This window comes from Mesorhizobium sp. M1334, assembly GCF_040317995.1.
GTDB lineage: Bacteria > Pseudomonadota > Alphaproteobacteria > Rhizobiales > Rhizobiaceae > Mesorhizobium.
Map to the genome: position 1 here is coordinate 171,082 of NZ_JAMYLM010000007.1, position 12,305 is coordinate 183,386.

A 12,305-nucleotide genomic window follows, 5' to 3' on the forward strand; every position below is an offset into this window, starting at 1 on the left:
ATCTGTAGTGACAGCTTGGACGCGGCGGGGAGGCACGCCAGGCGTTTCGCAACCGGTGGCCTTGCGCCATCGCATGACAGAGAAACGTTCGGGTTATGCTCACGAAAAAAGGTAAATACGGCCTCAAGGCGCTCGTCCATCTGGCGCGCCTGCCGGTTGGACAGCTCGCCTTCGTCAACGACATCGCCACAGGAAACAATATTCCGAAGAAGTTCCTTGATGCCATTCTTGGCGAATTGCGCAATGCCGGGTTCGTCCAGAGCCGCAAGGGCAAGGACGGCGGCTATCGGCTGGCGCGCCCGGCGGACGAGATCAAGGTCGGGCACGTCGTGCGCGTGCTCGACGGACCGCTTGCCCCCATTCCCTGCGCCAGCCGCACCCAGTATCAGCGCTGCGAAGATTGCAACGAGGCGACATGCCAAGTCCGACACCTGATGCTGGAGGTCCGGCAGGCCATCGCCGAGGTGCTGGATCGGCGCAGTCTCGCCGAAATGCGCGACATCGTCGGCGACGAAGACTTTTCGGCGGCGTTGAAAATCCAGGCCTGAACCAATCTCTCCTGAGCCGGCGACGATCGCCAGCACAGCTGGTGTGCGTATGACCGGGCGCGCTACGCCAAATTCGATCATCATTGTCGGTGGCGGCGCCAGCGGCGTCGTGCTTGCGGCGCATCTGCTGAAGTCGCCCAATCCCGATCTCCGCGTCAGCCTGATCGAAAAACGCCCGCATTTTGGGCAAGGCATGGCCTATTCAACGCTGCTGTCGGCGCATGTGCTGAATGTCAGCGCGTCGGGCATGAGCGCCTATGCCGACGATCCCGGCAATTTCTCGCGCTGGCTGCTCGGACGCGGCCTGGCTACGCCAGAGCAGGCGCCGGTCTACGCGCCGCGCAGCGTCTATGCCCGCTATCTCAAGGAGCTGCTCGACGAGCTCGAGGCGCGTGAGCAGCACACGGGCCGGCTGCGCCTGATCCGCGAGGAGAGCCTGTCGATCTCGCCGACCGCGTCCGGCGTCGAAGTGGCGCTGGCCAACGGCACCAGCGTGGTTGCGCATCTTGCCGTGCTCGCCACCGGCCACGACGAAGAGCCGGGGGCCCAAGGCCATGCGATCAGGATGGGCTCGGAGGCCGACACTGCGCTTGACCCCGAAGCCCGAGTCCTGGTGCTGGGCACCGGCTTGAGCATGGTCGATGCCTTCCTGTCGCTCGAGCAGCGCGGCCACAGCGGCGAGATCGTCGCGGTGTCGCGGCGCGGCCTGCTGCCTTCGCCGCATCGCAAGGGCAATCCGATCAAGCTCGACGTTGCCGATATTCCGCTCGGCACCCAGCTTTCCTATTTCGTCGGCTGGTTCCGCGACCTGATTCGGGAAAACCAGAGGGCCGGCATCGACTGGCGCGACGTCGTCGACGGTCTGAGACCCTTCAACCAGAAGATCTGGCAGAACTGGCCGTCCTCGGCCAAGCGCCGCTTTGTCGAGCACACCAAGGCCTGGTGGGACATCCACCGCCATCGCATGGCGCCGGAAGTCTACGCTCGCGTTGCCGAGGCGGTGCAAGCGGGCCGCATCCGCCTTGTCGCCGGGCGCGTCGTCGAGATCGCCGGCGGCGACGGCTTCAGGGTACAGGTCCAGTCGCGCCACACGCAGCAGCTCGAAAGGTTCGACGTTGCTCGCATCTATGATTGCACAGGCATCGCCAGGGACATCTCGACCACCTCGAACAGCGTGGTACGGTCGCTGGTCGACCGTGGGCTGGCACGGCCGGATCCGCTGCGCCTCGGCCTCGACGTGACCGCGAACTGCGAGGTCATCGCCGGCGACGGCACGGTATCCGCCAAGATCCTCGCCGTCGGGCCACTGACGCGCGGCACCTTCTTCGAGATCGACGCCATTCCCGATATTCGTGTGCAGTGCGCGCGGCTGAGCAAGCGCTTGCTCGGATGAGGCTCCCTTTGTCTTGACGCAATTCGGATGCAAGACCGCCGCCGTCGGGTGAAAAGATCTCGACGGCATAACCGCGTTCGCTGAAGGCGAACCAAGGGTGCGGGAGCTCGCTCCACCAGAGCCAAGCCCGTGGTGGTCGAGACAGCTAAGCGATTACGCCACGTTTCGGCCGTCTTGCATTGACCGGATTGGTGTCGCGCACGCTCGTCTTAGGTCTCCTCCATGGATTTTGTAGTCGGCGAGGCCATAAGCCCCGACCCTGGCCAGATGGCCGGGCAAATTCTGCTTTCGTCGTCACTGTGCCTTGCCTACCATGGCGCATGACCCAACACGGAAGACTCTACGGCTGTCCGGTCGAGTTCGCGCTCGACGCGCTCGGCGGCAAATGGAAGACGGTGATCCTGGCGCGCATCAAGGAACAGCCGATGCGCTATTCCGAACTGCGCCGGCTGATCCCTTCGCTTTCCGACAAGATGCTGAAGACCTCGTCAGCCTCTCGGTCTATATCGCCGGCGACCTGGACATAGGGCCGGCCTTCGGCGCCTGGATGGCCTTCTGGGCAAACCGTGGCGCGCCGCCGATCATCAAGGTGCTGCGCGTCGCCGGCCTCGGCAATCCGGATTTTCTGATCGAGATCGAAGCCCAGGCCGCGATCGCCTGAACCCTAAGCAGGTTCTGCAAATCTTTTGCCTTGCCTGGAGCCGGCGAAGCTTTCGCGAAATTCCATTCCCCTGCTGGCGGCCGGATTGGCACGATCTATCTTCTTTCCAACTGCAAACGGCTGGAAAAGACGGTAGGTTGCCGTCTTCCAGGGCGGTTGCTCATTCTGGCAACGGAGCATCTGATATGAGCAAGCACAAGATCGTGGCACAGGACGATGCGTCGTCCCGCCTGCGCCCGCCCTATGCCTCGGTTCTCGACCTGATCGGGCAGACGCCGATCGTCGAGCTGACCAAATTCGACATCGGCAAGTGCCGGCTGTTCATCAAGCTCGAAAGCCAGAATCCCGGCGGCTCGATCAAGGACCGCATCGCGCTGTCGATGATTGCCGCCGCCGAAAAACAGGGCAAACTGAAACGCGGCGGGACGATCGTCGAGGCGACCGCCGGCAACACCGGTCTTGGTCTCGCCCAGGTCGGCATCCCCAAGGGCTACCACATCATCCTTGTCGTGCCTGACAAGATGTCGCGCGAAAAGATCCAGCATCTGCGGGCGCTCGGCGCTGAAGTGCGCATGACGCGTTCCGATGTCGGCAAGGGCCATGCCGAATATTATCAGGACATGGCCGAAAAGATCGCCGCCGAGCTGCCCGGCGCCTTCTATGCCAACCAGTTTGCCAACCCGGCCAATCCGCATGCCCACGAGACCACGACCGGGCCGGAGATATTTCAGCAGCTCGAAGGCGATGTCGATGCGGTGGTCGTCGGCGTCGGCTCCGGCGGCACGCTGACCGGGCTCGGCCGCTATTTTGCGAAAGTCTCGCCGAAGACCGAAATGGTGCTCGCCGATCCGGTCGGCTCGGTGCTGGCGCCGCTGATCAAGACCGGCAAGATGGTAGAGGCCGGAAGCTGGACCGTCGAAGGCATCGGCGAGGATTTCGTGCCGCCCAATGCCGATCTGTCGCTGGTCAGGAAGGCCTATTCCATCCCCGACAAGCAGAGCATGCTTGCGGTGCGCGACCTGCTTTCGAAGGAAGGCATTCTCGCCGGCTCGTCGTCGGGCACGCTGCTTTCGGCAGCACTCCGCTATTGCCGCGAGCAGACCGTGCCGAAGCGCGTCGTCACCTTCGTCTGCGACAGCGGCAACAAGTACCTGTCGAAAGTCTTCGACGATTTCTGGCTGGCTGAGCAGGGCCTTGCCGAGCAGGAGCAGCATGGCGACCTGCGCGACCTGGTGATGCGCACGCTCCGCACCGGCGATGTCGTGTCCGTCGGCCCCGACGAAAGCCTGCTCAACGCCTATGGCCGCATGCGCCGCTCGGATGTCTCGCAACTGCCGGTGCTGGACGAGGGCAAGCTCGTCGGCATCATCGACGAAAGCGATATCCTGGCCAAGGTCGAAGGCCCCTATGACAGCCGCTGGGACCGCTTCAAGGCTCCGGTTAGGACGGCGATGACCACCAATCTGCACACGCTGCAGGCCAGCCAGACGCTGGACGCGCTGCTGCCGGTGTTCGACCGCAACGAGGTCGCCATCGTCTTCGACGGCGACGAGTTCATTGGCCTGATAACCCGCATCGACCTGATCAACCATCTGAGGCGCGCCCGATGACCATAAAAGCCACTGTATCGGGCAAGAACCGCCTCGCCTTCTCGACCCGCACCATCCATGGCGGCCAGAGCCACGACCCGACGACGGGCGCGGTGATGGTACCGATCTACGCCACCTCGACCTATGGCCAGCAGAGCCCGGGCGTGCACAAGGGCTTTGAGTATGCCCGCAGCCAGAACCCGACCCGCTTTGCTTTCGAGCGCGCTGTGGCCGACCTCGAAAGCGGCACAGCCGCCTTCGCCTTCGCTTCGGGGCTGGCGGCGATCGCCACGGTGTTTGAACTGCTCGATTCAGGCGCGCATATCGTCGCCACCGACGACATTTATGGCGGCACGTTCCGATTGCTCGAGCGGGTGCGCAAGCGCTCGGCCAATTTGCAGGTCGACTTCGTCGACTTCACCGATCTTGCCGCGGTCGAAGCCGCGATTCGCCCCGAGACCAAAATGCTCTGGGTCGAGACGCCGACCAATCCGCTGCTGCGTGTCGTCGATCTGGAAGCGGTCGCAGCACTGGCCAGGCGCAAAGGCGTGCTTTCGGTCGCCGACAACACCTTCTGCAGCCCCTATCTGCAGCGGCCGCTGGAGCTCGGCATCGACATATCAGTGCATTCGACTACCAAATACCTCAATGGCCATTCCGACATGGTCGGCGGGGTCGCCGTGGTCGGCGACAACAAGGATCTCGCCGACCGGCTGAAATTCCTGCAGAACGCCATCGGTGCCATTTCCGGGCCGTTCGACAGTTTCCTGGCGCTGCGCGGCTTGAAGACGCTGGCGCTCAGGATGGAGCGCCATTCGTCCAACGGCCAGAAGATCGCGCACTGGCTGGAAAGCCGCCCCGACATCCGTCGTGTCATCTATCCCGGCCTGCCCAGCCATCCGCAGCACGCCATCGCCAGGCGGCAGATGCACGCCTTCGGCGGCATGATCACGGTCGAGCTCGACCGCGACCTCGCCGGCACCAAGCGCTTCCTCGAACACACGCAACTGTTCACGCTGGCCGAAAGCCTCGGCGGCGTCGAAAGCCTGATCGAGCACCCGGCGCTGATGACGCACGGCTCGATCCCGGCGAAAAAACGCGCCGCGATCGGGATATCCGATTCGCTGGTGCGCTTATCGGCCGGGATCGAGGATGGTGATGATCTGATTGCGGATCTGGATCAGGCGCTGGCGAGTTGAGCCCGGCAACAAGAACCTTGCGAGACGTCGGCGGGACAATGCCCCCTCTGCCCTACCGGGCATCTCAGCCACGAGGGGGGAGATTGGCCGTCATCTTGCGCTTTCGCCAACCTCCAACGCTGAAACACGGACGTGACGGCGAAGCTGCCGATCTCCCCACTTGTGGGGGAGATGTCCGGCAGGACAGAGGGGGCGTGAAGGATCGCCAACGAGCGGCGCTTGTTCTGCATCCATCCATGTGTCTTACACTCTATTCCGTTGACCTTGGCGCCATCTGGCAGAATTGTAGCTTCCTGATCCACCTTGCTGCCTGGCTCCGGAAGCTATGAACAACCGACAACGCAACCAACGGACGGCAAGCGATACCCCGCTCACATTCGCTATCCTGGTCTTCCCCGGCTTTCCGATGATGGCGTTCAGTTCGGTCATCGAGCCGTTGCGCGCCGCCAACGTGCTGGCCAAGCGGGACTGCTATCGCTGGATCATCGTCGGCGCCGCCGAAGGCCCGGTGGAGGCCTCGAACGGCGTCGTCATCCAGCCCGGTTTTTCCGCCCATGACGCGCCGAAGGTCGATCGCATCGTCGTCTGCTCGGGCGGCGATGCCGATCATCTCGTCGCATACGATGCCGTGAGCTGGATCCGCAAGAGCCTGCGCGGTGGCGCCCATATCGGTGCTGTGGCGGATGCGGCGTTCTTCCTTGCCCGCGCGGGCCTGCTCGACGGCCATGCCTGCACCTTGCACTGGACCAGCCAGGCGGCCTTCACCGAGGCCTTTCCCGACATCGAGCTCAGGCGCGATCTCTACGTCATCGACCGCAAGCGCTTCACCTCGGCCGGCGGTGTCGGCAGCCTCGACATGATGCTGGAGATCATCACCCGCGATTATGGCGCCGAGCTGTCGGCCGGCGTCGCCGAATGGTTCGTGCACAGCCCGCTGCGCTCCAGCGTCGACCGCAAGCTGATGCCGCTGCGCTTACGCACCGGCGTGCAGAACGAACTGGTGCTGTCGGCCATCGCCATCATGGAGGATGCGGTGGAGGAACGGCTCGGCATGGCGGAGCTGGCGAATAGGCTTGGCGTCTCCTCCGACAAGCTCGAACGCAATTTTCGCTCCGAGCTCAGCATTTCGCCCAACGGCTACTACCGCCGGCTGCGGCTGAAGCGTGCCGCCGATCTTTTGGCGCATTCGACGCTGATGGTGCGCGACGTGGCGCTCGCCTGCGGCTTTGCCTCAATGTCGAGCTTTGCCCGCGCCTTCAGGGAAGAGCATGGGCATGCGCCGAAGGTGATGCGCAGGCATTAGGGGCTTCTGCAAGCCGCAAACGTCGGAGATTGGCCGAACACCCCTCCGTTCGTCATCCCAAGGCGGAGCAAGGAGCGAAGCGACGCGGCGCAGACCCTGGGATCCATGCCGTTACCTCGCGGCAGTGCTCCTGCGGACCAGAACCGAATGCTACCACCCCGTCCCGCGAAAAAGCTCGAACCATTCCGGATTGGTCTTCTCGATCAGCTCGATCTTCCATCGGCGTGGCCAGCGCTTCAGCGACTTCTCGCGCTGGATGGCGTCGACAATGTCGAAATGTTCCTCATACCAGACCAGACGCTGCACACCGTAGCGGCTGGTGAACCGCGAGCCCTCGCCGGATTTGTGCTCCGGCATGCGGCGGCCGAGATCATTCGTAACTCCGATATAGATCGTGCCGCGCTTCTGGCTTGCGGTCATGTAAACGTAGCCCGTCATGGTTTCAGGGTAGCGAGCATCGATGCGCGCACAAGCGCCATTCCGCCGCATTCTACGACCAATGTCACGGCATGGATCCTAGGGTCTGCGCTGCGTCGCTTCGCTCCTTGCTCCGCCCTAGGATGACGAAAACGTTCGGGCTCACAGTCAATCGCCGAGGTAATTGAAGGGGGCTGCCGCCTAGCGGCATCCGGCACAACACCTGCGGGATTCCGCACAGCCTCTGCGCAACGCATGGCTCATCGTCGCCGCTTCCAGGAGGCACCCATGAGCATTGTCGTTTTTGACCCCGACAGCACCGAGGACGTCGACTTCAAGGACCGCATGCGCCATCCGGCGGCGGCCGATCCGGCCGGCGGCATGTGGCTGTCCGATACCGAGCCGTCCTTCATCGACGCCGACGCGCTGCGCAAGGGGCGCCTTGCCAGGCTGCGTGCCTGGATGCGCGAGGCCGGCTATGGCGGCGTCGTCCTGTTCGACCCCTACAACCAGCGTTACGCCACCGGTTCGCGCAACATGTTCGGCTATTTCCTGCGCAACTCGACGCGCTACTTCTTCATCCCCACCGAAGGGCCGATCGTGCTGTTCGAATATCCGCAGAGCTACCATGTCTCGATGGTGCTCGACACGATCGACGAGGCGCGTCCGTCCAAGCTGGTATGGTCTTCAGTGTCGGGCCGCGACGACGAAACCGCGGGTCCCTTCGCCGACGAGATCGCCGATTTGCTCAAGGCGCATGGCGGCGGCTCGATGAAGCTCGGCCTCGACCGCTGCAGCCATCTGCAGGCGCTGGCGCTCGAAAAGCGCGGCTGCGACGTCCGCGATTGCCAGGGCGAGATTTTGGCGGTGCGTGCGGTCAAGACACCCGAGGAAGTAAAATGCCTGCAGGTGTCGATGGCCGGCGCCGAGGCCGCCGTCTATGCCGTGCGCGAGGCGATCAAGCCCGGCGTTTCCGAAAACGAGCTGTTCGCCATCATGTATGGCGAGGTGATCCGCCAAGGCGGCGAGTTCATCGAAACCCGTTTGCTGACCTCGGGCCAGCGCACCAATCCTTGGTTCAACGAAGCGAGCGGCCGCAAGATCAGGCCGGGCGAGCTCTTGGCGCTCGATACCGACACGATCGGCTGCTACGGCTATTATTCGGACTTCTCGCGCACCTTCCGCTGCGGCCCGGGCAGGCCGACGGATTACCAGAAGTCGCTCTACAAGATGGCGCACGACCAGGTTCAGCACAATATCGGGGTCGTCAAGCCGGGCATGGCGTTTCGCGAGATTGCCGAAAAGGCCTGGAAAATTCCTGACCGCTTCGTCGACCAGCGCTACACCTCGGTCATGCACGGCGTCGGCATGCATGGCGAGACGCCGTTCATCGCGCATGCCATGGACTACGAGACCTATGGCCGCGACGGGGTCATCGTGCCCGGCATGGTGGTCAGCGTCGAGAGCTATATCGGCGAGAAGGGCGGTCGCGAGGGCGTCAAGCTGGAGGACGAGATCCTGATCACCGAGACCGGCACCGAGCTTCTGTCGCGGTTCCCTTATGAGGACGAGTTCCTTGACAGGCAAGTTTGAGTGCTGACAGGCAGTTTTGCATGAAAAGCCCGATCTCGATCAAGTCCGGCAAGGCGGCGGCGGTGTTCATCGATCTCCAGGAGGAGCATCGGCGGGACAAGCGCTATCTGGTCGAAGGCTATGGCGATATCCTCGCCAACGTACAGCGCCTGCAGGCAGCGGCACGGGCCAATCATGTGCCGTTGTATCACTGGGCCTATGTCGTCGATGTCGCCACAGCACGGCCGTTCCACCCGGTCGAGACCAACGGCAAGTCGGCCTTTTCCGACAAGGACGATCCGCTGACGGCGATCTGTCCGGAAGTGGCGCCTGCAGCCGGCGAGACGATGATGGTCAAGACGCAGGCCAGCGCCTTTGGTGGAGGGCCTGCCGCCGGGCGGCTCAAGGCCGACGGCATCGAATGGCTGGTCGTTGCCGGCGTCTGGACCGAGGCCTGCATCGATGCCACCGTCAAAGATGCGGTGGCGCTCGGGTTTCGCGTGCTGCTGGTCAAGGATGCTTGCGGCAGCGGCAGCACGGCGATGCACCAGACGGCCATCCTCAACCTCGCCAACCGGCTCTATGGCGGTGCCGTCACCACCACCGCGGCCGCCTGCCGGCTGCTGGCCGGCGAGACGGTCGATGCCTGGCAGGTCGAGGGCTCGGTGCCGCTGCGTTTCAGCTACGAAAACGCCGCCCGGCTCTACGCCGAGCTCTGAGCGGGATCGCGCCGCGATGGTCACCGAAGCCGAGCGACCCGAAACGACAGACCGCGGAAAATACCTGACGCTGCTCGATCCGGAGCTGTGGGCCTATATCGATCGGGTCAACGAGTGGTATCCGCCCGAAATCGTCTACATGCCGATCGACAGGCAGCGGGCGGTCTATGATGCCATGTGCCGGGCGTTTCGCGAGCCCTATCCACCCGGCGTCAAGGCCAGCGACAGCAGCGTCGGCGACCGTGCGATCCCGGTCCGGCGTTACCATATGGCGGGAACGGCGCCGCAGGCGATGGTCGTCTATTATCACGGCGGCGGTTTCGTGCTTGGCGGGCTCGACAGCCATGACGACATCTGCGCCGAGATCTGCGCCGGCACCGGCTTTGCGGTTCTGTCCGCCGACTACCGGCTGGCGCCTGAACATCTGCATCCGGCGGCCTTCGAGGATGCGCTGGCGGTGTTCGAATGGGCTGCGGCGACGACCGGCCTGCCGATCGTGCTCTGCGGCGAGAGCGCCGGCGGCAACCTGGCCGCAGCAGTGGCGCAGGCGACGCGCCGCCATCCTCGCCGCGCGATCGGCCAGGTGCTGATCTATCCCGAATTGGGCGGTGACGAGCTAGACGGCCCAGAGCTGGACGGCAAAGCGCGCACCGGCTCCTATATCGAGCACGCCGAGGCACCGCTGCTGACGTTGCGGGACGTCGAATTCTACCGCCATATCCGGGCAGCGAAGGGGCAGTCGCCGGACGACCCGACATTTTCGCCACTTAACGATAGCGACTTCTCCGGCCTGCCGCCGACGGTCATCGTCACCGCGCAATGCGATCCGCTGTCATCGGACGGCCAGACCTATCGCGACCGCATCCTTGCCGCCGGCGGTAAGGCATGGTGGCGCGAGGAGCCGCGCCTCGTGCACAGTTTCCTGCGCGCCCGCAAGACCGTGCCGCGCGCCAGCGAGGCCTTTGATCGCATCGTCGCGGCTATAGCCGCGCTGGGCGGGGGTAAGTGGCCGGAGTGACGGCGGAGTGCGGCTCTCATGCCGGCCAGGCAAGCGCAGAAATCCTCTCTCCTCAAGCTCCCCACTGCGGAACAGCGCACAACAACTGCGGAAACCCGAACACTTGCCCGCTCAGGCCAGCATTATCATCACCTCACGTAAGGCGCCCCTGCGAAACGCATCCACCCCCGCGGCGCGGTCGGTCGGAGGCGCCCAACAAAGAGGGAACGACGATGAAATTCATGCTGACCGATCGGAAATTGCATCCGCAGGCCGCGCCCGTCGCCGACGGCTTCAAGAAGGGCCAGATGAACCGGCGCGAATATCTCGCCACCATGGCCGCGTTTGGTGTCAGCGCTGCCGGCGCGCTGGCGCTTGGCGGGCTTGCTCCGTCACCGGCCAGGGCCGAGGAGGCGAAGCGCGGCGGCGTCTTGCGCGTTGCCATGAACGTCAAGGGCTGGAAGGATCCGCGCACCTTCGACGGCGTCGAGATGTCCAACGTCGCCCGCCAGTGTAACGAATATCTGGTGCGCTGGAACCGCGACTTCACCTTCGAGCCATGGCTGCTCGAGAGCTGGGAGACCAGCGACGATGCCCGCGTGCTGACGCTGCATGTCCGCAAAGGCGTCAACTGGTCGAATGGCGACACCTTCAACGCCGACGATGTCATTCACAATCTGACGCGCTGGTGCGATGCGTCCGTCGCCGGCAATTCTGTCGCCGCGCGGATGGGCGCGCTGGTCAACGCGGACACCAAGAAAGCCGTCGACGGCGGCATCGAACGCGTCGACGACTTCACCGTGCGGCTCAATTTGCCCAAGCCCGACATCTCGCTGATTGCCGGCATGGCCGACTATCCGGCGTTGATCATGCACCGCAGCTATGAAGGCGACGGCGACCCGCTGAAGGCATTGGCGATCACCACCGGGCCGTGCGAACTCGTGGCATGGGACGCCGAGGTCGGCGCCGAAGTCCGCCGCAAGGACAAGCCATGGTGGAAGGGCGAATTCTACCTCGACGGCATCAAATGGGTCGACTACGGCTCCGACCCCAACGCCATGCTGTCGGCCTTCGAATCGGGCGAGATCGACACCGACCACGAAACCGCCTCCGACACGGTTGCGCAGACCGACTCGATGGGCCTGAGCAATTCCGAGATCGCCACCGGCTCGACGATCGTCGCGCGTTTCAATGTCGCCAATCCGCCCTATGACGACATCAAGGTGCGCCGCGCCGCCCAGCTCGCCGTCGACAACGCCGCTGTGCTGAAGATCGGCATGGACAACCGCGGCAAGCCGGCCGAGAACCATCATGTCGGGCCGATGCATCCCGAATATGCCGATATCGGCCCAGCCGTGCGCAACATCGATCAAGCCAAGGCCCTGCTCGCCGAGGCCGGCAAGGCCGATCACGAATACGAGCTCATTTCGGTCGACGTCGACTGGCAAAAGACCACCGGCGACGCCATCGCAGCGCAGATGCGCGAGGCTGGGCTGAAGATCAAGCGCACGGTGCTGCCGGCCGCCACCTTCTGGAACGACTGGAGCAAATATCCGTTCTCCTGCACCGAATGGCTCGGCCGGCCGCTGGGCGTGCAGGTGCTGGCGCTGGCCTACAAATCGGGCGCCGCCTGGAACGAGAGCGCCTACGCCAATCCGGAATTCGACAGCCTGCTCGACAAGGCGCTGGCGATGCCCGATGCAGGCGCCCGCAAGGAGATCATGGCAAAGATCGAGCAGAATCTCCGCGATTCCGGCATCATCATCCAGCCCTACTGGCGCTCGGTCTACCGCACCTACCGCAAGGGCGTCCATGGCTGCGAGCAGCACCAGTCGCTCGAGCAGCATTTCGAGAAGGTCTGGCTCGAGGCGTGACTCGTGCCGCCCGACGGAAGGCCGGCGCGCAAG

11 protein-coding genes are annotated in these 12,305 nt (G+C 64.0%); 10 read left to right on the forward strand and 1 reads right to left on the reverse strand.

What is annotated here, in order from left to right; translation table 11 throughout:
* Positions 1-95 precede the first annotated feature (95 nt).
* The 6 genes from NKH17_RS15800 (at position 96) to NKH17_RS15825 (ending at position 6,693) form a co-directional block, all read left to right on the forward strand.
* Positions 96-548, forward strand: a complete 453-nt coding sequence (locus NKH17_RS15800) for an RrF2 family transcriptional regulator (protein ID WP_352802269.1) — start codon at positions 96-98, stop codon at positions 546-548.
* A gap of 49 nt (positions 549-597) precedes the next feature.
* Positions 598-1,941, forward strand: a complete 1,344-nt coding sequence (locus NKH17_RS15805) for an FAD/NAD(P)-binding protein (RefSeq protein ID WP_352802986.1) — start codon at positions 598-600, stop codon at positions 1,939-1,941.
* Between the two features lie 320 nt (positions 1,942-2,261).
* A complete protein-coding gene (locus NKH17_RS15810; protein ID WP_352701159.1) occupies positions 2,262-2,468 on the forward strand; it encodes a winged helix-turn-helix transcriptional regulator in 207 nt (68 codons plus the stop codon).
* A gap of 319 nt (positions 2,469-2,787) precedes the next feature.
* Entirely contained in the window at positions 2,788-4,212 is a 1,425-nt protein-coding gene (locus tag NKH17_RS15815; protein WP_352802271.1) for a pyridoxal-phosphate dependent enzyme, read from the forward strand.
* Positions 4,209-5,390, forward strand: coding sequence for a cystathionine gamma-synthase (locus NKH17_RS15820; protein WP_352802991.1), 1,182 nt, complete (start codon positions 4,209-4,211; stop codon positions 5,388-5,390). Before NKH17_RS15815 ends, NKH17_RS15820 begins: the two co-directional genes overlap by 4 nt.
* Before the next feature lie 325 nt (positions 5,391-5,715).
* Positions 5,716-6,693, forward strand: coding sequence for a GlxA family transcriptional regulator (locus NKH17_RS15825; protein WP_352802273.1), 978 nt, complete (start codon positions 5,716-5,718; stop codon positions 6,691-6,693).
* A 150-nt stretch (positions 6,694-6,843) separates the two neighbouring features.
* On the opposite strand, the gene NKH17_RS15830 is transcribed toward NKH17_RS15825, so the two are convergent.
* On the reverse strand, positions 6,844-7,131 hold the full coding sequence (locus tag NKH17_RS15830; protein WP_352802275.1) for a GIY-YIG nuclease family protein: 288 nt from the start codon (positions 7,129-7,131) through the stop codon (positions 6,844-6,846).
* A gap of 267 nt (positions 7,132-7,398) precedes the next feature.
* On the opposite strand from NKH17_RS15830, the gene NKH17_RS15835 reads away from it, so the two are divergent.
* From NKH17_RS15835 to NKH17_RS15850, 4 genes are all read left to right on the forward strand, one after another.
* The gene (locus NKH17_RS15835; RefSeq protein WP_352476857.1) at positions 7,399-8,703 is read left to right on the forward strand and encodes a M24 family metallopeptidase; all 1,305 of its coding nucleotides are present in this window, start codon (positions 7,399-7,401) and stop codon (positions 8,701-8,703) included.
* Between the two features lie 20 nt (positions 8,704-8,723).
* Positions 8,724-9,401, forward strand: a complete 678-nt coding sequence (locus tag NKH17_RS15840; RefSeq protein ID WP_352802277.1) for an isochorismatase family protein — start codon at positions 8,724-8,726, stop codon at positions 9,399-9,401.
* Positions 9,402-9,417: 16 nt separating this feature from the next.
* Entirely contained in the window at positions 9,418-10,419 is a 1,002-nt protein-coding gene (locus NKH17_RS15845) for an alpha/beta hydrolase (RefSeq protein ID WP_352803002.1), read from the forward strand.
* A gap of 212 nt (positions 10,420-10,631) precedes the next feature.
* Positions 10,632-12,272 carry an ABC transporter substrate-binding protein gene (locus NKH17_RS15850; RefSeq protein ID WP_352802281.1) on the forward strand — a complete coding sequence of 547 codons (1,641 nt, stop codon included), beginning with the start codon at positions 10,632-10,634 and terminating at the stop codon, positions 12,270-12,272.
* Positions 12,273-12,305 lie beyond the last annotated feature (33 nt).